Raw genomic sequence first — 22259 nt, 5'->3', positions numbered from 1 at the left:
CCGCGCGCTTCCGCCATCAACGTCGAGCGCGCCTTCATCCAGTTCGCCGGCATCACGGCGGGCTTCTCGGCCTCGTTCTTCAACTTCTACCAGGGCGACGTGCAGCTCTCCGGCAACTTCGCCGCGACGGCCCGCTCGACCACCGTCCTCGCCTACACCGCCTCGTTCGGTTCGGGCTTCTCGGCCACGGTCTCGGTCGAAGACTCGATGTACCGCCGCTACAGCAACGGCGACTCGTGGTACGGCGTCGTCGTCCCGGCTCCGGGCATCAGCAACGTCTCCCTGCAGCGTCCGCTGTCGGGCGCCGGCGGCATGACCTATGCCGGCCAGCAGATCCCGGACATCGTCGCCAACCTGCGCGTCGACCAGGGCTGGGGCTCGGCCCAGATCATGGGTGCGCTGCACCAGCTGCGTGACTTCGGCTATGCCGGCATCACCAACGTCCCGACCGCCAAGGCCGGCGACAAGATGGGCTGGGCCGTCGGTGCCGGTCTCCGCCTCAACCTCGACATGCTCGCCCGCGGCGACGTGCTCTGGCTGCAGGGCGTCTATGCTGACGGCGCTCTCGACTACGCCTTCGGCACCGCCAACCAGGGTGGCGACCGCTCGACCATTTCGGGCGCCGGCAACCTCGCTGGCACGAATGCTCTGAACACCCAGCTGCGTGACGCGGCCGTCATCCTCGGCGCCATCCAGACCACCAAGGCCTGGTCGATTGCCGCCGGCTTCCGTCACTTCTGGACCCCGGCCCTGCGTTCGTCCGTGTTCGGTGCCTATTCGAACATCGACCAGCCGGCCGCCAGCACCCTCTGGGACGTGAAGTACTGGAACGTCGGCGTCAACACCATCTGGTCGCCGGTTCGCAACCTCGACCTCGGTGTGGAAGTCGTCTACCACAACATCCAGGCCCGTCAGCAGAACGGCCTGCCGGCGGTCATCGGCCCGAGCAACACGTTCCGCGGCCAGGAAGGCGCCTGGGTCGGCACCATCCGCATTCAGCGCAACTTCTGATCTGATCCTCAGATCATAGGCTGAAGAATAAAGAACCCCGGCGGGAAACCGCCGGGGTTCTTCTTTATGTCGGCAAGATGATCAGAAGCCCAGGGCGCAATCGCCACCCTCCCCTCCCCTTACGACTTCAGCGGATCGGGTATTTTCTTCAATTCGTCGAACATGATGGGAATGGAAACAGCGCCGTAACGTCTGGATACGCTCGCCTGGGCATGACCGACAATGGCATCCGTGATCTTTTCGGGAATGCCGACTTCGAAGGCCTTCTCCTTGAACCAATGGCGCCAGGCATGGCTCGGATCCTTGCCGGCCGAGCGGCCGATATCGAGCCCAAGCGAATGAATCCATTCGGTGAGCCGGTTCCGGGTGGTGCGCCCGGGATTGTAGGGACCCGCCACCGTCGGCGAGGTGACCTTGCCGTCGAGGATGAAATCGTCGCGCGTTCGGTTGATGAACAGCCGGTCGCGCCCGGCGGAAAGCGCAAAGTCGATGAACCCGCGTTCGAGAATGAGCGGATGCAGCGGCACGATCCGTTCCGAGGCGGCGGTCTTGACCGGTCCGGCCTGGCGCGAGATCCGGATGCACCAGATATCGTCGCGCTTGACGACATCCTCCCGCCTGAGATTCACGATCGTCGAGATGCGGCTGCCGGTCAGCGCGGTCAGCCAGGGGATCCACCGGCGCGCCGGCTTCTCCTCGAGATCGGCAGCCTGCAGCAGAACCCGCGCCTCATCGTCGGAAAAGGCCATCATTCGGCGGCTGGTTCCAAGCCTGTTGTTGCGAAAACGCACTCCCGACGTCGGATCCGCCATATCGAGCAGTCCCTGCTCGATGCCAAACCGGAAAACCGAACGCAGCGCGGCCAGATCGGAGTGCCGCGCCGTCCTGATGAGACGTCCGCTGCGGATCAGATGATCGCGGTAGTTCCGCACATCCTGCGTGGAAACCTTCGTCGGATCCTGGTGCCCAAGAAACCCGGCGAAACGCTGGATCAAGGTTTCCCAGTGCGGCGGCGTAGTCGGCGCACCGCCCGACAGCAGGTGATGCTCGCGCCAGTGCTCGAAGAGCTCGACGAACGAAAGCCCCGCATCGCGATCCGGCAGCATGGAGCCCGCGACTGATCCGAAGGCGGAAACGGACGGGCTTTCGATCGCGCCATGATCGGCAGCCATGCTGTCCGCCGCCTCTTCGGCCACCGGCCCATCATGCTCGACCGGCGCGTCCCCGGCGGGCAATGGAACGGCGCCGGCAAGGGCAGTCAGCGTCTCGTTCGCGTGAACAAGAATCTGAAACGAGATCGCCATTGCGAAATATTTCGCATCCTGAATGGAGCGACAGACTGGCGGAATCTGGATATGGCGATCGATCGTCACGTCAAAGACAAGACCATCGACGTTGACGCGCACCGATTCACCAAGAAGATCGTCGGAAATATTGGCGGCCGCCGGCAACGCGAAGCTGAACGTCCCGTTTGGGGCGCAAGACAACTCCGGTTGTGACGCAACTGCACTCAAGGTCCGCTGTCCCCAACTCCAAAGCACTCTCGATCGGGTTGCCCCTGAAAGCGCTCGGCTCGGCGATTCACATACTTTCGAAGCTGTCAAAGCGTAAAGAGAGAGCGACAGAAGCGGCCTTCAGCGCAAACCCAGCGGCGACTTTTCGAAATTGGCAAGAATTATAACCACATAATGCCAACTCATCAAGCATTGACGCCGATCAAATGCACGTTGTTGACAGCGCCAATCCTTTGATTCAAGGAGAATGTCGTGCTACGATTTGCCAATTACATTTCGAATGGAAACGAATAGAAACAGATAGATACATATGTAAACATTAATTCACAGAATAACATTGTTCAAAGAGATGCTGACGTCTCGAATGCCTTCCTCACAGGGCGGCGAAGGCGACACAGCGGTCGCAGGGCGCCGCAGACGGCGCGCCTTTTCTCAAACTGTTGCAGATACGCAACATACATTTCACGACACCGCTTGCCGGCCCAGGGCCACAGCCAGCCGCTCAACGGTGACCACCGCCCGGCAAAGGGCCCGGCCTGCGCTCATCACATGAGACAACCAACTCGCTGATGATACGTACTTTTTTTGCAACTGCCTGCACCGGACGGAACCGGCCTGGCGCTGCGGGCGTGATCGGCAAGGCCGGTCTCGATCGTGGTTGTGAATGGCGCGGAGCGACACGCCACAAGAAGCCACAGGACACGCAGAAGCTGTTGTTGTCTGAAACTTATGATTGTATTTTGTATAAAAACAATCAACGAGGGTGACGAAGCGTCGACGCTTCCAAACGCGCCACGGTTCGACGAGACACCGAAACCGGCAGGCCAAAACCGGCGAATGGTACGGTCACTGGCGCACAGGACCGTGCCGATATGGGCCGACGCAGGCTTGCTCCAGCCGAAGCCGCGGGCCGAGCCCTCAAATCGCGATTTTTCACTGCCGGTTCAGCGCTTTGGCTCATTGCTGCCATAGCAGCTTCGCAATTTTCCCGCTAGAACCGCCGCGTGAACGCAGCAAGCACCCCACCTCTCGAGACGACCGCGCGGCCCATCCGCTGGAACCGGCGCAACACGGCGGTCGTTGCCGCCACCATCCTTGCCTTCTGGGGACTGACCGCCGCCGCCTATCAGATCGAGGCAGTGACGATACCCTGGGATGCGAAATCGCAGTTCTACAACTTTTACCGCTTCGTCGGCCGTGCCTTGTCGCAGGGTGAGCTTCCGCTCTGGAATCCCTATCATTTTTCCGGATTTCCAAGCGTTGCCGATCCCCAGTCGCTGCTGTTCTCGCCGACGTTCCTGCCGGCCGCCTGGCTCCTGCCCCGCGCTTCGATCGGCCTGTTCGACACGATCGTGCTGGCCCATCTCGCGGTCGGCAGCGCCGCCGCCGCGGGTCTCGCCGCCCGCCGCGGTTTTGGTCCACAGGCCGCGATCCTGGCCGCCGCCATCGTCTTTTTCGGTGGCCCGGCCATGGGGCGTCTGCAGCATGTCGGACTTGTCGTCTCCTATGCCTATCTGCCGGTCTGTCTCCTGCTGCTCGAACTTGCGCTCGACCGGCGCTCCTATGGATGGAGCATCGCTTTCGGCGCGACGGCCGCCTTCATGGCGCTCGGCCGCGACCAGATCGCCTTTCTGAACTGCCTGGCTCTCGCCGCGTTCGCGCTGAGCCGGGGCCTCGGCGCGGTGGAGCGCGGACGCTGGTTCCTCGCCCGCCTGCCGCATTTTCTGACCATGGGCCTGGTCGGCACGGCGATCCTGGCGGTGCCACTGCTCCTGACCTTGCAGTTTGCGGCCTTTTCCAATCGCCCGATGGTCGCGTTCCAGACCGCCGCCTATGGTTCGCTGGATCCGTTCAATCTCATCGGGCTGTTCGCAGCCGACTTTTTTGCTGGCCTTCAGAAGGCCGATCTCTATTTCGGCCCCGGCTCACCGAGCTGGCCGAGCTTCGACTGGACGGATCGTTCAGTCAATTTCCTGCATGTCGGCGTCACGGCCTGCCTTCTCGTCGTCTGGATCGGCCTGACCCGCAACGTCTGCCTGGGCCACCGATTGCGCTTCTTCACCGCGCTCGCTGGCGCGAGTCTCGTCTATGCCCTCGGCTCGCATACGCCGGTCTTTCGCCTCGTTTTCGACCATGTGCCGGGCATTTCCCTGTATCGGCGGCCGGCGGATGCCTGTTTCATTCTGGTCTTCGCCATCGCCATGCTGGCTGCCGGCAGCCTCGATGCCCTGCTGCGCGGCAGCCTCGTCCGGACCAACCGGATACTGCTCGCACTGGTTGCAGCGACAGCGTCGGGCCTCGTCGCCATCGCGCTCGCACGCGCCCCCGCCCGGCCGCAACTCGCCGTTGCCCTCATGGCCCTCGCCGGAGCGGTCGCCACCGGCGCGGTCGCCATGGTGCTCGTGCGCGGCATGCGGTCCGAGAAGGCCCGCCCCGCCCTCGGCTTTGCCCTGGCCGGGCTCGCCAGCGCCGAGCTTGCCTTCCACAACGTGACGACGCCGATCAATGCCGAGGCCAAAAGCGTCTATGCCGTCTTCAGTGACGCCCCCTCGCCCGACCGCGACGCCTTGCGCCAGTTGCTCGGCGCGCTCGAGGCCGAGCATGCGCGCGGCCGGCGGCCGCGGGTCGAGATCCTCGGGCCCGAGAACGGCTGGCAGAATGCCGGCATGACCTATGGCATCGAGAGCACGCTGGGCTACAACCCGCTGCGCTTCGCCCTCTATGAGCGGGCGACGGGGGCCGCCGAGACGGCGCACGAGCCGCGCCTCAGGCCGTTCCCGAAGACTTTCCGCGGTTATCGATCGCGCCTCGCGCGCCTGCTCGGCATCGAATTCGTGTTGTTCGACCAGCCCTTCGAACGGATGCCCGCCGCCCTGCCCCGCCCCCGCATCCTGCCGCTGCGCGACGGGCCGCCGCTCTGGCTCTACCGCCTGCCGCCGGCCGCTCCGCGCGCCATGCTCGCCGCGCGCGTCAAGCGGGTGAATGTCGAGGCGGCGCTGGCCGCCGACGAAATTCCCGATGTCGACATCGCCTCCGAGGTGCTGATCAGCGACGAGGACCCGGTCGACAGCGTGCCTTCCGCCACCGACGCGCCGGGCCGGGCCACCGCCGGCCGGGTGGCGATCGCCGAATATGGCATCAACACGGTGCGCCTGGTGGCGGAAACCGAGGTGGCCGGCATTCTGGTGCTGCACGACCTCGACTATCCCGGCTGGACGGTGTGGGTGAACGATCAGCGTCGGCCGCTCCTGCGCGCCAACGTGCTGTTCCGCGGCGTGGAGTTGCCGCCGGGTCGGCACGATGTGGTGTTCCGGTTCGAGCCCTTCAGCCGGGAAAATCTCGCGGCGGCGCTCGCGACCGTCACCCGCCGCCCCTGACCGGGTGTCTAGCCGGCGCTCGCCGTCCCGAGCGCGAGCCAGGCGCGGGCCTCGGCGAGAGCCCGGGCGATTTCGTCCTTGGTCATTTCACCGGCAATGTCCTGACGCTGCCGCGCAGCATCGCGGTCGCCCTGCGAAGCCGCAATGTTCAGCCATTTGTGGGCCGCCACCAGGTCACGCGGCACGGCACGTCCGGCGGCATACAGGCGGCCGAGCTCGCCGGGGGAACGCTGGGCGAGGTCAGGCGGCAGATGGCCGGCCCTGGTCAGGCCAGGGGCCGCAGGGCCGTCGGGCATGATCGACGGCGCGTCGTTTTCGGCAAGGATCGTTACGGACATTAGCGTCTCCGCGCTCGTCACGGCAGTCGCCGCCCACCCCTCATCCCTTTCGCCCTGGTAGTTTGCTGTCGAGAGGTCAACGATTCATTAACCGCGGGATCGGCCCGGCTGCGCCATGGGAATGCCGATCGGCATGCTGGACGCCGGCCGGGCGGACGGGCGAGACTGTCGGGATCGGCGCGCCGTCGAGAAGGGCCGGGCAAGACCGGCCGGGCGGCACGTCGCGGAGGGACCCTCGATGAAGACCTTGACCTTGTTCGGCCTGGCGGTCGCAACCACTCTTGCCCTCGCCTCCCCGGCGGCGGCCAACGACCCGCGCGGCACCTGGCGCAGCCAGTCGGGCGAGACGCGCGTCCGTTTCGCCGATTGCGGCAACCAGATCTGCGGCACCATCGTCGCGTCGGCACAGGCGCGCGACGACAAGAACCAGGATGCGGCGCTGCGTGGCCGCAGCCTTGTCGGCGTCCGCATGATCACCATGCGTCCGAACGGCACGAATGCCTGGCAGGGCACGCTCTACAATTTCCAGGACGGCAAGACCTATAACGGCCGCATGACCATGCCGTCGGCCAATTCCATGAGCCTGTCCGGCTGCGTTCTCGGCGGCCTGATCTGCCGCAGCCAGACCTGGACGAGGGCCAACTGAGCAGCCCCGCGGAACGGGGGCCGCGAGGCCCCCTCTCCGGTCAGCCCTGCCGGGCCGTCTGGCCGAACAGGACGGCGCGCGCCGCCGGATCCTGCATCGCCTGGGGATTGCGGTCTTCCTTGTTGACCATGAGGCCCGCCTTGACGCCTGGCCGGGCCAGCATCCGCTCGATCCATGCCTTCACATGGGGAAACTGGTTGATGTCCTGGCCCTGGCGCTCCCAGGCCTTGGCCCAGCCGATGCAGGCCATGTCGGCGATCGAGTAGTCGCCGGCAATGTAGTCGCGGCCTTCGAGGCGGCGGTTGAGCACGCCGTAGAGGCGATTGGCCTCGTTGGTGTAGCGGTTGATCGCATATTCGATCTTTTCCGGCGCGTAGATCCGGAAATGATGGGTCTGGCCGAGCATGGGGCCGAAACCGCCCATCTGCCACATCAGCCATTGATCGACCTCGACGCGCTTGCGCTCGTCGGTCGGATAGAACTTGCCGGTCTTGCGGCCGAGATATTGCAGGATCGCCCCGGACTCGAAGACCGAGATCGGCGCGCCGCCCGGGCCGTCGGGATCGACGATGGCGGGGATGCGGTTGTTCGGCGAGATCGCCAGGAATTCCGGCTTGAACTGATCCCCCTTGCCAATATTCACGGTATGCACCGTATAGGGCAGACCGCACTCCTCGAGCATGATGGTGATCTTCCACCCGTTCGGGGTCGGCCAATAATAGAGGTCGATAGGTTTCTGGGACATTGTCCGTCTCGTGTCACTGAAGCTCGACGCCAGTTCCGGGTGGGCTGCAGGGGCGAGAAACTATCCCGAAATTCCAGCGCGAGCTAGGCGTTGAGTGCCCGCCATCCGTGCGATGCCTCATTGGCAGGGGAATAAAATCCTGGCAGGATGACAAGGTTAACGGGCGGCCGCGCGGGCCCCAAGGGCCGGATCGCCAGGCGCCTCAGGGAGGAATGTCCATGCGCCTTCATCTGATTGCGGCTGCGGCCGCCTCTTTGCTGATGTCCGACATCGCATTCGCGCAGGCTCCGGCGACGACGCCGGGTGCCGCCCCCCCCACCAGCGCCCCGGCGGCGACGCCCTCGCGTAGCCGCACGCGCACGCCGGCCGCCCAGGCCCCGGCCGCGACGCAGCCCGCCACGGCCGCCCCTGCCGCGGGCAGCGAGGCGACGACCGGACGGCGCCAGCGCTCGCCCGCTCAGTTGCGCAACGACCAGATCATGCGCGACTGCGGCGCCGAGTGGCGCGGCCAGCGCGACCAGCTGCGCGCCCAGGGCAAGACCTGGCGCAGCTTCCTGCAGGAATGCCGGCAGCGGCGGCGCGGCTGAGCGGCAGCTCAGTCCAGCACCATCTTGAAGCCCTCGTGGCTGCGCGCAAAGCCCAGCCGCTCATAGAAGCGGTGGGCAGCGCCGCGGCGCTTGTCCGAGGTCAGCTCCAGAAGGCCGACGCCGAGCCCACGGGCCGTGTCGACGGCATGCTGCATCATCCGGGCACCGATGCCGGAACTGCGCAGATCCGGATCGACATGCACGCTCTCGATCTTGCCGCGAGTCCGGCCGCGCTGGGCGATGCCCGGCAGGATCGTAAGCTGGTAGGTGCCGACCACCCGGCCGGCCTTTTCCGCGACGAACAGATGATTGGCATCCGACCGGGCAAGCCGTTCATAGGCTTCGGCATAGGCCGGATGGCGCGCCTCCGCTTCCGCCGCAGCACGATCGGGAGCGCCGGCTGCCGCCCCCATGGCGATCAGTGCCGCAACGGCCGCGACATCATCCTTGCCCGCCGCACGCACCACGATCGAACCGTCCTGAATGCTCATCCCGGCATGCCTCTGCTTGCGCGTTGAACACGAGGCGAGGCTCGCCCGGCCTCGCCAGTCGGGCGGCATCGGAGACCAATCGGCGGCGCCGGGCAAGAGAGCCTGCCGCAGCGGAGACCAGCCGCGAATGCCGGACGGCATCGGCCCGTCCGGGCGGCCGAACACCGGCGATGCTGGTGTGGCGCCATCATGCCCCATCCCGGGACTGGCAGCCCTCGCTGCGGCACCCGACGGCCACGCGCCCTGTCGGGCCCTGGCTCCCCATTCTCGGATGATCAGGCCGTCGCGGCCGTGGCCGACACTGGAACGCCCGGTCGTGGCGACCGGATCCGGGGAGCGCAGCGCCCTCAGATCCCGAGCTTCTGCTTCAGGATGTCGTTGACCGCGCCCGGATTGGCCTTGCCGCCGGAGGCCTTCATCACCTGGCCGACGAACCAACCGAGCAGCGTCGGCTTCGCCTTGGCCTGCTCGACCTTGTCGGGATTGGCCGCGATCACCTCGTCGATCACCTTCTCGATCGCGCCGGTATCGGTGACCTGTTTCATGCCGCGCTGTTCGACGATCTCGGCCGGATCGCCGCCTTCGGCGAAGACGATGTCGAACAGGTCCTTGGCGATCTTGCCGGAAATGGTGCCGTTGGCGATCAGGTCGATGATGCCGCCGATCTGATCCGGCGTGACCGGCGATGCGGTGACGTCCTTGCCGTCCTTGTTCAGGCGGCCGAACAGCTCGTTGATCACCCAGTTGGCCGCCGCCTTGGCATCGCGGCCCTTGGCCACCGCCTCGAAATAGTCGGCGCTTTCCTTCTCCAGGATCAGGATAGAGGCATCGTACGGCGTCAGGCCGTAGTCGGCGATCAGGCGCGCCTTCTTGGCGTCCGGCAGCTCCGGCAGGTGACGCGCGAGGTCGTCGACATAGGCCTGGTCGAATTCCAGCGGCAGCAGGTCCGGATCCGGGAAATAGCGATAGTCGTGCGCCTCCTCCTTGGAGCGCATCGAGCGCGTCTCGCCGCGGTTCGGGTCGAACAGGCGGGTTTCCTGCTCGACCGTGCCGCCATCCTCGATGAGACCGATCTGACGGCGCGCCTCATAGTCGATGGCCTGGCCGATGAAGCGGATCGAATTGACGTTCTTGATCTCGCAGCGCGTGCCGAAAGCCTCGCCCGGGCGCCGCACCGAGACGTTCACGTCGGCGCGCAGATTGCCTTTTTCCATGTCGCCGTCGCAGGTGCCGAGATAGCGCAGGATGGTACGCAGCTTGGTCACGTAGGCCTTGGCTTCGTCGGCCGAGCGCATGTCCGGCTTGGAGACGATCTCCATCAGCGCAACGCCCGAGCGGTTGAGGTCGACGAAGGAGAGGGTCGGGCTCTGGTCGTGGATCGACTTGCCGGCATCCTGCTCCAGATGCAGGCGCTCGATCCGAACGACGAAGCTCTCGGTGGGCGTCAGGTCGACCGACACCTCGCCCTCGCCGACGATCGGGCTCTTGTACTGGCTGATCTGATAGCCCTGCGGCAGATCCGGATAGAAATAGTTCTTCCGGTCGAACACGCTCTTCAGGTTGATCGCGGCCTTCAGGCCGAGGCCGGTGCGGATCGCCTGGCGCACGCATTCCTCGTTGATGACGGGCAGCATGCCCGGCATCGCCGCGTCGACGAGGCTCACCTGGCTGTTGGGCTCGGCGCCGAAGGCGGTCGCCGCGCCCGAGAACAGCTTGGCCTGGCTCGCGACCTGGGCATGGATCTCGAGGCCGATCACCACCTCCCAGTCGCCGGTAGCGCCGGGAATGAGCTTCTTCGGATCAACAGGCGCGGTCATGGCGGGCTCGTTCGAAGATATCAGGGGTTATGCCGGAAGTACCCAAAGGCTCCGGCGAGAACAAGTCTTGAGGTCAATGGCCCGTGGGCCCCTCGATGCGCCTGGCGAACAGGCGGCAGACGAAACCGCCGACCAGCGCGCCGAGGGCGAGCAGGATCAGGTAGCCGAGCTTCAGCGCGGGGTCGCCGCTCCACCAGGCCATCGCGACCAGCAGCAGGAACAGGCAGGCCGCCACCCACAGCAGCCAAGCGAACACCGTCAGGCAGGCGATCGCAATGGCGCGGGTGAACAGCATGTCAGGCCCACCAGCGATCTTTGACCGGGAAGGCGCCTTTGGCCTGCTCGATGACGCCGGCCACCGTGAACAGCGTCTCCTCGTCGAAGGCGCGGCCGATGAGCTGCAGACCGAGCGGCAGGCCCTGCGGGTCGAGGCCGGCCGGCACCGAGATGCCCGGCAGGCCGGCCATGTTGACGGTCACGGTGAAGACGTCGTTGAGATACATCTCGACCGGATCGCCGGAGCCCTTCTCGCCGATGCCGAACGCCGCGGTGGGCGTCGCCGGCGTCAGGATCGCGTCGACGCCCGCGGCATAGGCCTCCTCGAAATCGCGCTTGATCAGCGTGCGCAGCTTCTGGGCGCGGACATAATAGGCATCGTAATAGCCCGCCGACAGCACGTAGGTACCGATCATGACACGCCGCTTGACCTCCTTGCCGAAGCCGCTCGCGCGGGTCTTCTCGTAGAGATCGATGATGTCCTTGCCGGGGACGCGCAGGCCGTAGCGCACGCCGTCATAGCGGGCGAGGTTCGAGGAAGCCTCGGCCGGGGCGACGATATAATAGGCCGGCAAGGCGTATTTCGTGTGCGGCAGCGAGATGTCGACGACATTGGCGCCGGCATCCTTGAGGATCTGCGCGCCCTCGGCCCAGAGCTTCTCGATCTCCGGCGCCATGCCGTCGACCCGATATTCGCGCGGAATGCCGATGGTCATGCCCTTCACGGACCGGCCGACGGCCTTGGCATAGTCCGGCACCGGCTGGTCGACACAGGTCGTATCCTTGGCGTCGGGACCGGCGAAGGAGCGCAGCAGCATGGCCGCATCGGTCACTGTGCGGGCGATCGGCCCTGCCTGGTCGAGCGAGGAGGCGAAGGCGACGACGCCCCAGCGCGAGACGCGGCCATAGGTCGGCTTGATGCCGACAGTACCGGTGAAGGCGGCCGGCTGGCGGATCGAGCCGCCGGTATCGGTGGCGGTGGCACCGGCGCACAGGAAGGCGGCGACCGCCGACGAGGAACCGCCGGACGAGCCGCCGGGCACCAGATAGCTGCCCTCGACCCCGCCGGCGCCGGCCGACACGTTCGACCCCTGCCGCCGCCAGGGATTGATGGCGCCGGGGAAGCAGCTCGTCTCGTTGGACGAGCCCATGGCGAATTCGTCGTTGTTCAGCTTGCCGAGCATGACCGCGCCGTCGCGCCACAGGTTCTGCGTGACGGTCGATTCATAGGTCGGGACGAAATTGGCGAGGATGTTCGAACAGGCCGTGGTCCGCGTGCCCTTGGTGCAGAACAGGTCCTTGATGCCGAGCGGAATGCCCTCCAGCGGCCCGATCTCGCCCTTGGCGATACGGGCGTCCGAGGCGGCCGCCATCGCCAGCGCCTGCGCCGGCGTCTCCAGCACGTAGGCGTTCAGCGCCCGGCCCTTCTCCATGGCATCGAGATAGGCGCGGGTCAGCTCGGTGGCCGAAAAGTCCTTGGCGGCGAGGCCGGCATGGGCCTCCGCGATCGAAAGGCGGGTCAGGTCGGTCACCGCGATCACTCCACGACCTTGGGAACGGTGAAGAACGTGCCTTCATGCTCGGGCGCATTGGCGACGATCTCGCTGGCGATGCCGCCGTCGGTCACCACGTCCTCGCGCTTCTTCATCACCATCGGCGTGACCGAGGTCATCGGCTCGACGCCCGACACGTCGACCTCGTTGAGCTGCTCGACGAAGGAGAGAATGGCGTTGATCTCGCCCTGGAGGTGCGGCACCTCCGCCTCGGTGACGGCAATGCGCGCCAGATGCGCGATGCGCCGCACGGTCGCCTGATCGACGGACATTGGAAATTTCACCTCAGGTCGCGTGAGGAAGGAGGATCGGGCCTCATAGCACCCGCCCCTTTCGCGCTGCAACCACGGCAGGAATGCGAATGTGACATTTGCGCCGGCGCGATGGGCGCGCGCACTGGCCGATATTGCCCGCTGCGACGCGCCGGAGGGCTTCGAGCGCTCAGGCCCCGCGCTCGGGGCCATCGCCCCGGCGCCGTCCCTCGCCGCCGAGCCCGGTCAGCTGGCCGGCAAGGCGCGGCAGCTCGCTCAGGCGGAAGCGCAGGATCGCGGCCGAGGGGATGACCGTCTCGCCGGTCGGCCGGCGGCCGGCCGCGCCCCGGCCGCTGTCCGCCTCGATGGCGTTGAATGGCCCGGCCTCGGCAGCCCGGCGGCCCCCTGCCGCATCATCGGGCGGCGGTGCCTCCCCCGCGACAGGCTCGGCCTCCGCGATCAGCCGTTCCCGAAGCGCCCGCACCGCCGCAGCTCCGCCCTGAGGGATGGCGCGCGGCCGAGCGACCACCACCTGGGGCGGCGCCTCGCCGGCATGGTCGAGCGCCGTGTAGAGCGCGGCATGGGCCTTCACCGAGGAGCTTTCCGCGGTTTTCGAGGTTGAGAATGTGTTGCGCTGGTCGGTCATGCGGCCCTCTCGCATCGCGCCGCATGTTGCCAGCACGGCGTGTCGGTCGCGAGTGAAACCATTTGTTAACCCTGACGAACATGGTTGATGCCGCCTTAATATTGCAGACCCTTTGGCATAAGCGTCTGAGCAAGCTAGAACCGCGCGGGTTTCCCATCCCCGGACTTATCCACATGTGCGCAGATTGTGACCGCCTCTTCGCAGCCCCCGGATCCAAGGCGGATCTCGAGGAGGGCGACCGGCTGACGCCGCGATTCGGCCCCGACGGGCTGGTGACGGCGGTGACCAGCGACGCCGCCAGTGGCGAACTGCTGATGGTCGCCCACATGAACGCGGAGGCGCTGGCCAGAACCATCGAGACCGGCGAAGCTTGGTACTGGTCGCGCTCGCGCAAGGCGCTCTGGCACAAGGGCGACACGTCGGGCCAGATCCAGACGGTGGTCGAGATGCGGGTCGACTGCGACCAGGACGCCATCTGGCTGAAGGTGACCGTCGGCGGTGACGGCGGCTCCTGCCATACCGGCCGGAGGTCCTGCTTCTACCGGGCGGTTCCGACCGGTGGCGCGGCTGCCGAAACGCGGCTCGTGCCGCGCGATGCCGACCGCCTGCGTCCGGCCTTCGGCTGAGTCATGCTGAGGCTTCGTCGCGCGCGCCGGCGCCGGGACGGCGATGCGGCACAGGCTCCGGTCGAGCCGGCCGTGCCGGCGCGGCCGACCATTGGCCTGGCGCTTGGCGGCGGCGCGGCGCGCGGGCTCGCCCATATCGGCGTCCTGCGTGCGCTGATGCGGGCCGGCTACACGCCTGATGTGATCGCCGGCACATCGATCGGCGCGGTCGTCGGCGGCCTGCACGCCGCCGGCAAGCTCGACGCCCTCGCCGACTGGGCGACCTCGCTCAAGCGGCGCGATGTCATTTCGCTCGTCGACATCGCCATTTCGGGCGGCGGCCTGATGGGCGGATCGCGCGTCGCCCGGTTGCTCGAACGCGAGATCGGCGACATCAGGATCGAGGACCTGCCGATCCCCTTCGCCGCGGTCGCGACCGAAATCGGCACCGGCCACGAGATCTGGCTGACGCGCGGCCTGCTGATGACGGCCTTGCGCGGCTCCTACGCCCTGCCCGGCATCCTGCCGCCGGTGCGCATCGGCGGGCGCTGGCTGATGGATGGCGCCCTGTCGAACCCGGTGCCGGTGTCGGTGGTGCGCGCGCTCGGCGCCCGGCTGGTCATTGCCGTCAGCCTCAATGCCGATGCCCTCGGCCGGGCAACCGTCATCCAGGACCACGGCACCAGCCCCGAGGACGAGGCCCTGCCGCTGATCGAACCGCGCCCACGCGTGCGGGCCGTCGTCAATCTCGGTCGCGGGCTCGGTCGTGGCCTCGGCCGGGCGCTGGCCCGGCCCTTGCGCATCCGCGCCGAAACGGCCGAGGTCACGGGCGCCATCGATCCACGCATCGCGCTGGCGCGTTCGCCCGGCATTCCGACCGTGCTGGCCAAGGGGTTCAACGCCACGCAGGAGCGCATCGCGCGCACCCGCCTTGCCGGCGACCCGCCGAACGTGCTGATCGGGCCCCGCATGTCCCGTCTCGGCCTGTTCGAGTTCCATCGTGCGGCCGAAGCCATCGCCCTCGGCGAGGAAGCGACCGAACGCCTGCTGCCCGACATTGCCGAAGCGATGAAGGCCGTCGCCTGACGATCGCAACCCGCCGGCGCCACCGGCCCGGCCGGGAAGCCGGGCTCGGGCGGCGGCGGTCAGGAATTCATGATGTAGTCCTTGAGCGCGCTCTGCTCGTGTTCCATCTCGGCGACGCGCGACTTCACGACGTCGCCGATCGAGATGATGCCGACGAGCTTGCCCTTTTCGACCACCGGCAGGTGACGGAACTTGCCCTCGGTCATGCGTTCCATCAGGTCGCCGATCGAGTCCGTTTCGGCGCAGGTGACCACCTTGGTGGTCATGGTCTCGGCGACGCCGCTGTCGAGCGCGCCGGCACCGAGCCGGGCGACGGCCCGGACGATGTCGCGTTCGGACAGGATCCCCGCAATATCCCGGTCGCCCGACGATACGACCACCGCGCCGATCCGCCGGTCAGCCAGCATGTGAACGGCATCGGCCAGCGACGCCTGGGGTGAAATAGTCGCGACCTCGCGACCCTTGCGGTCGAGAATGTGGCGAACGACGCTCATAGTGGTTGCCTCCGTTTCGAACGGACCAGTCCCGCGTCGAGATCACCTGTCGTTTCGACCACCTGGGGGTTGGCCCGAATCCTCCGTTTCGAATGCGGGCGAACCACAGGAGATCATCACACCAGTCACCCCGACATGCCCTCATCATGCCCCGGTCGCACCGGACGACAAGGATTTACCGGCCGCGCCTTTCGCGCAAGCCGGTTGTGGTGCGCTGCGGCAAAGCCAGATGATCGCAGGCTAGCTCAGGCTGGGACGGGGTCGAAGAAGCGGAATAATACCAGCCCTGCGACAAATCCGCCGAGGTGGGCCTGCCAGGCAATCTGTCCCTCGGCCCCCGGTATCGGCAGGCTGACGGCGCCGAAGACGACGTTCAGCACCACCCAGACGATGATCATGCTCATCGCCCGGCCGTCGCGCAGCGTTTCCATCAGGCTGTGGGCCCGGACGCGATAGACGGCGTCGGGATCGTTCCAGCCCGACGGACTGAACGGCCCGCCATGCTGGAACATGAAGCGCACCGCCGCCGCCGTGAAACCCGAGACGGCGGCAGACGCGCCGATCATCGGCGCGATCTGCGTGCCATTGGCGGCAAGGTGGGCGGCCGCGCCGGCGGCGGCCGTGGCAACGAAGAAGGCGACCGTGCGCGCCGGTCCGAAGCGGCGCGCGACCGGGCTGCCGAAGACGACGAACCAGAGCACGTTGACGGTCAGGTGCGTCCAGTCGGCATGCAGGAAGGCATAGCTGACGAAGCTCCAGATGTCGGCCGCAACACCGCCTGGAAAGCCCCAGGACGCGGCGAGCGAACGCTCGAACCGGCCCGGAATGAAGGCGAAGGTGAGCAGCACCTGCAGGTCGGTCTCCGGATCGAGCAGATAGATCCGCACCGCGTGGATCAGGATCATCGCGCCGGAAAGCACCGCGATGACACCGGGAATGTTCAGGATCGGTTCGCGCTGGGACAAATTCTTGAGGCTTTCGGCGGCCATGGCGACCGTGGGGCGGCCGCTCTTGACTGCCTCACTAACCCGATTTGCCGCGCTTCGCCATGGCGGCGCGGCAAAGTCGGCCAAAAGATCGCCGCCGCGCTCCAGGCGCGGGCAGCCGCCCTGGCATGCGATCTGCAACTGCTCCGGCAGAAACGCCGGAAGGACTGGAAACTGTCCCGGCACGGCACAGACTGGTTACGAGGAATTCCATGCGACATGCAGCGAGCCGAACCCTGTTCGCCTATTGGGACGGGCTGCGCGCCGGCGGGATCGCTCCGGATCGCGCCGAAATCGAGCCGCGCGGCATTGCCGGTATCCTGGGTGACACCTTCATCCTGGAGAGCGACCGCCTTGGCGTCGTGCCCTACCGCCTGGCCGGCTCGCGGGTCTGCGCCATTTTCGGACAGGAGATGAAGGGCCAGTCGTTCCTCGGCCATTTCACCGGACAGGACCGTGCCAAGGTGGCGCAGGGGCTCGCCGACGCCAATGCCGCGCCGACCGGCCTCCTGATCGCCGCCGAAGGTGTCAGCGCCGCCGGCGAGACCGTGCCGCTCGAGCTCGTCATTCTGCCGCTCGCTCATCGGGGCCGGATCGGCGCGCGCATGATCGGCGTCGTTTCCAGCGCCGAGACGCCCTATTGGGTCGGCCGCGATGAGATCACCGAGCTGCGGCTCGTCCATATCAAGCTGATCTGGCCGAACTGGCAGAACAACCGCCAGGCGGCAGAGCCGCGGGCCGCCGTGGCCCATGCCGCGCCCTCGCCCATTGCGGCGATCTTCCCGTCCCGCCCCTCGCTGCGCGTGATCGAAGGCGGCCGCACGGCCTGATTGCCGCCAGATTGATGCGTCGAGGCAACGCTGCGTTAACGACATAGCCCTAATGTCCGGAGAGGCCGTCGACCATCCCCGGAACATGCCAGCACTGCCCAAAGTCCTGACCCTTGCTTCGGGCGAAGAAAGCCGCCGCTTTCAGCGCGTGCGCGTCGATGTGCTCGGCCGGTTCATGCTGAGCGACCGGCGCGAGTTTCCGTGCCAGGCCATCGACATGTCGCCGGGTGGCGCCCAGATCGTCGCGCCCGTCGTCGGCAAGCTCGGCGAGCGGGTGGTGGCCTATCTCGACCATGTCGGCCGCATCGAGGGCATGATCGTGCGGGTCACCCCCACCGGTTTCAGCATGACGATCGAAGCCTCCGCGCGCAAACGCGACAAGCTCGCCGATCAGCTCACCTGGCTTGCCAACCGGCACATTCTGGGCCTGCCCGAAGATCGCCGCCACGAGCGTGTGGTGCCGACCAATCCGTTCACCACGGTCACCATGCCCTCGGGCGAAAAGCTCCCGGTCCGGGTCATCGACATCTCGCTGTCGGGTGCGGCGGTCGCCGGAGCCTCGGGCGCCAGGATCGGCGATGTCGTGCAGGTGTCCCGCACCATGGGGCGGGTCGTGCGCATGCTCGACAAGGGGTTCGCCGTGGAGTTTTCCGGCCAGCAGCCGATCGAGACCATCCTGCAGCTCGCGCGCGAGCTGGGTGCGGATGTCGGCCGGCCCCAGGACGACCTGGTGGCGCTGCGCTGACTGCTGCCGTCCACTTTCCGCCACATGCGGAACCCGTCGTTCCGGGCGTGCTGAACGAAAGCTGAAGACAACCGCTCCATTGCCGCCGGGCCGCTTAACCGCAGCCGCCGCCGCGCTGCCGGCTACGCCGCGTGGCTGCCCCCGAAATCCGGCGCTGCACTGACACTGCCGGCCGCAATGGCACCAGACGGCATTTTCACCGCATTCCATCGTCTGAATCCACGCCGCGTTAAACTGAACGAAGCCTCACCGGAACACCTCGCCTTTCACCGTTTCGCTTCAGCCCGCCGCAAAGCCGGCCTGCCATCGTGCCGCCATCGACGGAGGGACACGCGATGCCGGGCCGGTGGACGACGGTGTTGGGAGGTTGCGCGCTGGCGCTGGCGATCATCGCCGTGCCGGGCGGCGCAGGCTCGCGCGCGGCCGGCCAGCCTCCGGCGGCGCTCACCGAAGCCGGCGAGACCAGCGTGCCGATCGGCTGGACCCAGTTCTGCGCGCATTTTCCCGAGGACTGCCGGTCACGGCCGGCCCGCATCGAGACGCTCGCGCTGACACGGGCGGCGTGGGGACAGCTCACCAGCATCAACGCGCATGTCAACGCTGCCATCGAGCCGGTCACCGACATGGAGCAATATGGCCAGGAGGAGGTCTGGACCTATCCTCTGTCGGGCCGCGGCGACTGCGAGGACTATGTCCTGCTGAAGAAGCAGATGCTGGTCCGCGCCGGCCTGCCGGCCAGCGCGCTCCTGATCACCGTCGTTCGCGACCGCAAGGGCGAAGGTCATGCCATCCTCACCGTCAGGACCGACCGCGGCGACTATGTGCTCGACAACGAGACCGACGACATCCGGCTCTGGCATGAGACCGGCTATCGCTTCGTCAAGCGTCAGTCGCGCGAGGATCCGAACCGCTGGGTGACCATCGGCCCGGCCTCGGCCCCGGCCGCCGTCGCCTCGCAATAAGGAATGCCATGGCGCGGCCGATGGATCCGCGCTTTGGCAGTGATGCTTCAAAAGTGGCGAGCGTTCCGACAGCTTCGCTGTTGTTTGCCCAAAACGGTTTCAGGAGATCGCAGTCCCGACAGCCCCGCTGTCGCCCACCACGGTTCGACGATTCGCGGCCCCGGTCATATCCCACCCCTCCCCGTCCCCGACCGGGCCCGCGATCGACGGCCGGTGCCTCAGAACGAGGGCCGGCCGTCACCCTTTCGCCGCCCAGGCCACGGCCTGGTCGAGCCGATCGTTGCCCCAGAACAGCTCGCCGTCGGCGGTGACGAAGCTGGGCGCGCCGAAAATGCCGGCGGCCTTGGCCGTCTCGACGGTGGCGCGCAGCTCGCGCTTCACGGCGTCGCCGCCGGCCGCCACCAGAAGCGGCACGGGTTCGATGCCTTCGGCCTTCAGGACCTGGCCGAGCACGGTGGCATCGCTGATATCGGCGCCTTCGCCGAACGACGCCCGGTAGACGCCGCGTGAAAAGGCCGCGCGGCGACCGTCGTCGGGCAGCGCCGTCGCGACCCGCGCCGCCAGGAGGCTGTTGGCGGGAAACGGCTCCGGCATGCGGAACGGCAGGCCGTGCGCCGCCATGGTCCGCTCGAGGTCCCGGCGCATGTAGCGCCCCTTGGCCGGCTGGATGTTGAACGGCGAGGTGGTGAGGCCGAGCTCGGCGAAGATCGGGCCGAGCAGGAACGGGCGCCAGCGCACGGCGACGCCGGCCTTTTCGGCGATGTCGGCAAGGCGCATGGCCGCCGGATAGGAATAGGTGGAAGCGAACTCGTAATAGAAATCGAGTGCTGGCGCCGCCATCGTTCAGCCCACCACCTTCAGCTGGCCCTTGAACCGGGCGGCGTTCTCCACATAGTGCGCCGCCGTCTGCTTCAGCCGCGCCACAGCGGCATCGTCCAGCGTGCGAACGGCCCGGGCCGGCGAGCCGACGATCAGCGAATTGTCCGGAAATTCCTTGCCCTCGGTCACCAGGGCGCTGGCGCCGACGAGGCAGTTCCTGCCGATCTTCGCGCCGTTCAGGACGGTCGCGCCCATGCCGATCAGGCTGTTCGCCCCGATCGTGCAGCCGTGCAGGATCGCCTTGTGCCCCACCGTGCAGTCCGGGCCGATGACCATGGGATAGCCCATGTCGGTGTGCAGCACGCACATTTCCTGGATGTTGGTGCGCTCGCCGATCTCGATCCATTCGTTGTCGCCGCGCAGCACGGCGCCGAACCAGATGCCGACATCGGCCTTGAGCCTCACCCGCCCGATGACGTGGGCGTCCGGCGCGACGAAGAAGCGCTCCCCGGCGGGCAGTTCCGGCACGGTGCCGTCGAGCGAATAGATGGGCATGGGGCTCCTCCAAGGTGTTGGACGAGCTATGCCATGCCGACCGGACGAATAGAAGGCGCCGAAGGACCGATCAGAGCCCGGCGGTAACCAGCACCATCGAGACGACGCGCCCCGACATCAGGCTCCAGACGCCGGCGATCAGCGTCGCGAGGAAAACGAACTCGAAGCGGCGGTTGTGAATGCGCCGGCCCCGGATCGTGTTGCGCATGATGATGGCGGGCGCCGCAAAGGCGAGGAACGGTACGGCGAGCACCCCGCCGACGCCGCCCGTCTGCAGCAGGCGGAAGCTGGCGGGTTTTTCGGCGAGCGCCCGGTAGAGCGCCGCGAACAGCCCGGCCACGGCAAAGCCCAGCATGAGCGAATGGAGGAGCTGCAGCGACGACGGCGACATGACGCGGTACTCGGCACACGAGCGGGACGGCGGAAGGCGCCGCCCCGGTTCGGTACAATTGCTACCGCGCCGTTAGGCTTTTGTTAAGGATCCCGGCCGAGTTCCTGAAGGAACGGTTAACGCTCACTCCTCGAGATCGATGTCCAGGATCGAGATCGTCACCGTATACGAGGTCTCGCCATCCTCGACGTCCTTGTAGAGCGTGCCGATCTGCTCGTCGCCGAGATTGACCTCGATCATTTCGCGCCGCCGCGGATTGGGCGTCAGCTTGATGGTCGTGTTGCCGAACTTGCGGCGCAGGTAGTCCTGCAACTTGGCGATTTCCTGCTTGTCCACGGTGCGGCCTCCGGTGTTGCAAGACATGGCCCCGGCGGCGCCCTGGTCGGGCCGGCCACCAAATGCGAGGCACGTCGGATCAAGATCGCCGTGTGCCATGGCTACCGGGCACAGTCAAAGGCGGAACTCTCGCCCGCCCCGGCTATCCCCCGGCGATCATCTGATCCATGCTGCGCGAGGGCTCCGCGCAGCCGGCCTCGCCGACGATGCGCGCCGGCACGCCGGCCACCGTCTTGCACGGCGGGACCGGCGCCAGCACCACCGAGCCCGAGGCGATGCGCGAATGGTGGCCGATCGCGATATTGCCGAGCACCTTCGCGCCGGCGCCGATCATGACGCCGCGGCCGATCTTCGGGTGACGATCGCCGGTCTCCTTGCCGGTGCCGCCGAGCGTCACGTCCTGCAGGATCGACACGTCGTCCTCGACCACCGCCGTCGCGCCGACCACGAGGCCGGTCGCGTGGTCGAGGAAGATGCCGCGGCCGATGCGCGCCGCCGGATGGATGTCGGTCTGGAAGACGGCGGAGGATCGGCTTTGCAGATAGAGCGCGAAATCCTTCCGTCCGGTCGTCCACAGCCAGTGCGCGAGCCGGTGGCTCTGGATGGCGTGGAAACCCTTGAAATAGAGCAGCGGCTCGAGCGCGCGTTCGGTCGCGGGATCCCGGTCGACCACGGCCATGATGTCGGCGCGCATCGCGGTGCCCATCTCGTTGGACTGACCGAGGGCATCGTGAAAGGCCTGGCGGATGATCGCCATCGGCACGTCGGCATGATCGAGCCGGCTGGCGACGCGCGCCGCCACCGCCTCTTCGAGGGAATGCTGCGAGGAGACGGAACCGAACAGGAAGGTGGCGAGCGCCGGCTCGCGCTCCGCCGCCGCGGCCGCCTCCGCCCGGATGCGATGCCAGACAGGGTCGACCGTCTCCAGCCCCTGCGCGCGCTGGCGGTGGTCCGAACGAAAGCCTGCTGACATCATCGCCTCCTGTCGTACGGCGCCCGCGACAGGGGTCGGCGCCATCCGGCGGCAGGATCAGGTCCTGCTGCGCTGCACATATCACAGGTCAAGGACTTGGTGGGAAGACGCTGAATCGGAATGGCAGCCGGCGCTGCCATCGGGGCCGCGCCGCCTGAATCGGAATCAGAACCTGAGCCGACGACACCAATCGCCTGATTTTTATGAAGAATCGGCAGATCACGG

25 protein-coding genes are annotated in these 22259 nt (G+C 67.0%); 9 read left to right on the top strand and 16 right to left on the bottom strand.

Translation table 11 applies throughout. The annotated features are described in order from the left end of the window. A partial coding sequence (locus tag OZ671_RS19995; protein ID WP_268862379.1) for a porin occupies positions 1-1011 on the top strand: 1011 nt, incomplete at its 5' end. 119 nt (positions 1012-1130) lie between these two features. Here the strand turns inward: OZ671_RS19995 and OZ671_RS19990 are convergent. Beyond that, the gene (locus tag OZ671_RS19990; protein WP_268862378.1) at positions 1131-2525 is read right to left on the bottom strand and encodes a tyrosine-type recombinase/integrase; all 1395 of its coding nucleotides are present in this window, start codon (positions 2523-2525) and stop codon (positions 1131-1133) included. 1004 nt (positions 2526-3529) lie between these two features. Here OZ671_RS19990 and OZ671_RS19985 point away from each other — a divergent pair. Then, on the top strand, positions 3530-5902 hold the full coding sequence (locus OZ671_RS19985) for a hypothetical protein (RefSeq protein ID WP_268862377.1): 2373 nt from the start codon (positions 3530-3532) through the stop codon (positions 5900-5902). Positions 5903-5910: 8 nt separating this feature from the next. On the opposite strand, the gene OZ671_RS19980 is transcribed toward OZ671_RS19985, so the two are convergent. Beyond that, positions 5911-6240 (bottom strand): SEL1-like repeat protein, encoded by a 330-nt coding sequence (locus OZ671_RS19980; RefSeq protein WP_268862376.1) that lies wholly within the window; start codon positions 6238-6240, stop codon positions 5911-5913. Between the two features lie 238 nt (positions 6241-6478). Here OZ671_RS19980 and OZ671_RS19975 point away from each other — a divergent pair, with 238 nt between their 5' ends. Further along, positions 6479-6886, top strand: a complete 408-nt coding sequence (locus tag OZ671_RS19975) for a DUF2147 domain-containing protein (RefSeq protein ID WP_268862375.1) — start codon at positions 6479-6481, stop codon at positions 6884-6886. Positions 6887-6926: 40 nt separating this feature from the next. On the opposite strand, the gene OZ671_RS19970 is transcribed toward OZ671_RS19975, so the two are convergent. Continuing rightward, positions 6927-7631 (bottom strand): glutathione S-transferase N-terminal domain-containing protein, encoded by a 705-nt coding sequence (locus OZ671_RS19970; protein ID WP_268862374.1) that lies wholly within the window; start codon positions 7629-7631, stop codon positions 6927-6929. Positions 7632-7849: 218 nt separating this feature from the next. Between OZ671_RS19970 and OZ671_RS19965 the strand changes: the two genes are divergently transcribed. Then, the gene (locus OZ671_RS19965) at positions 7850-8218 is read left to right on the top strand and encodes a hypothetical protein (protein WP_268862373.1); all 369 of its coding nucleotides are present in this window, start codon (positions 7850-7852) and stop codon (positions 8216-8218) included. Positions 8219-8226: 8 nt separating this feature from the next. On the opposite strand, the gene OZ671_RS19960 is transcribed toward OZ671_RS19965, so the two are convergent. The 6 genes from OZ671_RS19960 to OZ671_RS19935 form a co-directional block, all read right to left on the bottom strand. Then, positions 8227-8709, bottom strand: coding sequence for a GNAT family N-acetyltransferase (locus OZ671_RS19960; protein WP_268862372.1), 483 nt, complete (start codon positions 8707-8709; stop codon positions 8227-8229). 347 nt (positions 8710-9056) lie between these two features. After that, on the bottom strand, positions 9057-10526 hold the full coding sequence (gene gatB / locus OZ671_RS19955) for an Asp-tRNA(Asn)/Glu-tRNA(Gln) amidotransferase subunit GatB (protein ID WP_268862371.1): 1470 nt from the start codon (positions 10524-10526) through the stop codon (positions 9057-9059). 73 nt (positions 10527-10599) lie between these two features. After that, complete coding sequence (locus OZ671_RS19950; protein ID WP_268862370.1) at positions 10600-10821, bottom strand: hypothetical protein; 222 nt, start codon at positions 10819-10821, stop codon at positions 10600-10602. Position 10822: 1 nt separating this feature from the next. Continuing rightward, positions 10823-12334: an Asp-tRNA(Asn)/Glu-tRNA(Gln) amidotransferase subunit GatA gene (gene gatA, locus OZ671_RS19945; protein WP_268862369.1), complete on the bottom strand. Its 1512-nt coding sequence runs from the start codon at positions 12332-12334 to the stop codon at positions 10823-10825. A gap of 5 nt (positions 12335-12339) precedes the next feature. Further along, positions 12340-12627 carry an Asp-tRNA(Asn)/Glu-tRNA(Gln) amidotransferase subunit GatC gene (gene gatC / locus OZ671_RS19940; RefSeq protein ID WP_038305721.1) on the bottom strand — a complete coding sequence of 96 codons (288 nt, stop codon included), beginning with the start codon at positions 12625-12627 and terminating at the stop codon, positions 12340-12342. Between the two features lie 169 nt (positions 12628-12796). After that, a complete protein-coding gene (locus OZ671_RS19935; protein WP_268862368.1) occupies positions 12797-13252 on the bottom strand; it encodes a hypothetical protein in 456 nt (151 codons plus the stop codon). A 173-nt stretch (positions 13253-13425) separates the two neighbouring features. Between OZ671_RS19935 and hisI the strand changes: the two genes are divergently transcribed. Both hisI and OZ671_RS19925 read left to right on the top strand, forming a co-directional pair. After that, a complete protein-coding gene (gene hisI / locus OZ671_RS19930) occupies positions 13426-13878 on the top strand; it encodes a phosphoribosyl-AMP cyclohydrolase (protein WP_268862367.1) in 453 nt (150 codons plus the stop codon). Between the two features lie 3 nt (positions 13879-13881). Then, the gene (locus tag OZ671_RS19925) at positions 13882-14943 is read left to right on the top strand and encodes a patatin-like phospholipase family protein (protein ID WP_268862366.1); all 1062 of its coding nucleotides are present in this window, start codon (positions 13882-13884) and stop codon (positions 14941-14943) included. A 59-nt stretch (positions 14944-15002) separates the two neighbouring features. Here the strand turns inward: OZ671_RS19925 and OZ671_RS19920 are convergent, their stop codons facing one another. Together OZ671_RS19920 and OZ671_RS19915 are read right to left on the bottom strand one after the other, a co-directional pair. After that, positions 15003-15437, bottom strand: a complete 435-nt coding sequence (locus tag OZ671_RS19920) for a CBS domain-containing protein (RefSeq protein ID WP_268862365.1) — start codon at positions 15435-15437, stop codon at positions 15003-15005. A 245-nt stretch (positions 15438-15682) separates the two neighbouring features. Then, entirely contained in the window at positions 15683-16402 is a 720-nt protein-coding gene (locus OZ671_RS19915; RefSeq protein WP_268862364.1) for a rhomboid family intramembrane serine protease, read from the bottom strand. Positions 16403-16635: 233 nt separating this feature from the next. Here OZ671_RS19915 and OZ671_RS19910 point away from each other — a divergent pair, with 233 nt between their 5' ends. From OZ671_RS19910 to OZ671_RS19900, 3 genes are all read left to right on the top strand, one after another. After that, positions 16636-17253, top strand: a complete 618-nt coding sequence (locus tag OZ671_RS19910) for a PAS domain-containing protein (protein ID WP_268862363.1) — start codon at positions 16636-16638, stop codon at positions 17251-17253. Between the two features lie 85 nt (positions 17254-17338). Beyond that, positions 17339-17998 carry a PilZ domain-containing protein gene (locus OZ671_RS19905; protein ID WP_268862362.1) on the top strand — a complete coding sequence of 220 codons (660 nt, stop codon included), beginning with the start codon at positions 17339-17341 and terminating at the stop codon, positions 17996-17998. 335 nt (positions 17999-18333) lie between these two features. Continuing rightward, on the top strand, positions 18334-18960 hold the full coding sequence (locus tag OZ671_RS19900) for a transglutaminase-like cysteine peptidase (RefSeq protein WP_268862361.1): 627 nt from the start codon (positions 18334-18336) through the stop codon (positions 18958-18960). Positions 18961-19197: 237 nt separating this feature from the next. Here OZ671_RS19900 and OZ671_RS19895 read toward each other — a convergent pair whose 3' ends face one another. The 5 genes from OZ671_RS19895 to cysE form a co-directional block, all read right to left on the bottom strand. Beyond that, on the bottom strand, positions 19198-19800 hold the full coding sequence (locus OZ671_RS19895; RefSeq protein ID WP_268862360.1) for a 2-hydroxychromene-2-carboxylate isomerase: 603 nt from the start codon (positions 19798-19800) through the stop codon (positions 19198-19200). A gap of 3 nt (positions 19801-19803) precedes the next feature. Then, positions 19804-20334, bottom strand: coding sequence for a gamma carbonic anhydrase family protein (locus OZ671_RS19890; RefSeq protein WP_038305751.1), 531 nt, complete (start codon positions 20332-20334; stop codon positions 19804-19806). Between the two features lie 70 nt (positions 20335-20404). After that, positions 20405-20725 carry a DUF6949 family protein gene (locus tag OZ671_RS19885; RefSeq protein ID WP_038305753.1) on the bottom strand — a complete coding sequence of 107 codons (321 nt, stop codon included), beginning with the start codon at positions 20723-20725 and terminating at the stop codon, positions 20405-20407. A 123-nt stretch (positions 20726-20848) separates the two neighbouring features. Then, positions 20849-21061, bottom strand: a complete 213-nt coding sequence (locus OZ671_RS19880; RefSeq protein WP_038305755.1) for a DUF3126 family protein — start codon at positions 21059-21061, stop codon at positions 20849-20851. 142 nt (positions 21062-21203) lie between these two features. Then, complete coding sequence (cysE, locus tag OZ671_RS19875; protein WP_268862359.1) at positions 21204-22034, bottom strand: serine O-acetyltransferase; 831 nt, start codon at positions 22032-22034, stop codon at positions 21204-21206. Positions 22035-22259 lie beyond the last annotated feature (225 nt).

Source organism: Phreatobacter sp. AB_2022a, from assembly GCF_026847585.1.
Taxonomy (GTDB): Bacteria; Pseudomonadota; Alphaproteobacteria; order Rhizobiales; family Phreatobacteraceae; genus Phreatobacter.
The sequence above is the reverse complement of the archived record's forward strand: the minus strand, read 5'-3'. Positions and strand labels throughout refer to the sequence as shown.

Bases quoted from the DNA above. Each gene is read 5' to 3' on its own strand.
- OZ671_RS19910 (WP_268862363.1), top strand. From the start codon at position 16,636: ATGCGACATGCAGCGAGCCGAACCCTGTTCGCCTATTGGGACGGGCTG.
- OZ671_RS19905 (WP_268862362.1), top strand. From the start codon at position 17,339: ATGCCAGCACTGCCCAAAGTCCTGACCCTTGCTTCGGGCGAAGAAAGC.
- OZ671_RS19960 (WP_268862372.1), bottom strand. From the start codon at position 8,709: ATGAGCATTCAGGACGGTTCGATCGTGGTGCGTGCGGCGGGCAAGGAT.
- hisI (WP_268862367.1), top strand. From the start codon at position 13,426: ATGTGCGCAGATTGTGACCGCCTCTTCGCAGCCCCCGGATCCAAGGCG.
- OZ671_RS19890 (WP_038305751.1), bottom strand. From the start codon at position 20,334: ATGCCCATCTATTCGCTCGACGGCACCGTGCCGGAACTGCCCGCCGGG.
- OZ671_RS19920 (WP_268862365.1), bottom strand. From the start codon at position 15,437: ATGAGCGTCGTTCGCCACATTCTCGACCGCAAGGGTCGCGAGGTCGCG.
- OZ671_RS19895 (WP_268862360.1), bottom strand. From the start codon at position 19,800: ATGGCGGCGCCAGCACTCGATTTCTATTACGAGTTCGCTTCCACCTAT.
- OZ671_RS19925 (WP_268862366.1), top strand. From the start codon at position 13,882: ATGCTGAGGCTTCGTCGCGCGCGCCGGCGCCGGGACGGCGATGCGGCA.
- gatC (WP_038305721.1), bottom strand. From the start codon at position 12,627: ATGTCCGTCGATCAGGCGACCGTGCGGCGCATCGCGCATCTGGCGCGC.
- OZ671_RS19885 (WP_038305753.1), bottom strand. From the start codon at position 20,725: ATGTCGCCGTCGTCGCTGCAGCTCCTCCATTCGCTCATGCTGGGCTTT.
- OZ671_RS19965 (WP_268862373.1), top strand. From the start codon at position 7,850: ATGCGCCTTCATCTGATTGCGGCTGCGGCCGCCTCTTTGCTGATGTCC.
- OZ671_RS19935 (WP_268862368.1), bottom strand. From the start codon at position 13,252: ATGACCGACCAGCGCAACACATTCTCAACCTCGAAAACCGCGGAAAGC.
- cysE (WP_268862359.1), bottom strand. From the start codon at position 22,034: ATGTCAGCAGGCTTTCGTTCGGACCACCGCCAGCGCGCGCAGGGGCTG.
- OZ671_RS19950 (WP_268862370.1), bottom strand. From the start codon at position 10,821: ATGCTGTTCACCCGCGCCATTGCGATCGCCTGCCTGACGGTGTTCGCT.
- gatB (WP_268862371.1), bottom strand. From the start codon at position 10,526: ATGACCGCGCCTGTTGATCCGAAGAAGCTCATTCCCGGCGCTACCGGC.
- OZ671_RS19975 (WP_268862375.1), top strand. From the start codon at position 6,479: ATGAAGACCTTGACCTTGTTCGGCCTGGCGGTCGCAACCACTCTTGCC.
- OZ671_RS19980 (WP_268862376.1), bottom strand. From the start codon at position 6,240: ATGTCCGTAACGATCCTTGCCGAAAACGACGCGCCGTCGATCATGCCC.
- OZ671_RS19900 (WP_268862361.1), top strand. From the start codon at position 18,334: ATGCCGGGCCGGTGGACGACGGTGTTGGGAGGTTGCGCGCTGGCGCTG.
- OZ671_RS19970 (WP_268862374.1), bottom strand. From the start codon at position 7,631: ATGTCCCAGAAACCTATCGACCTCTATTATTGGCCGACCCCGAACGGG.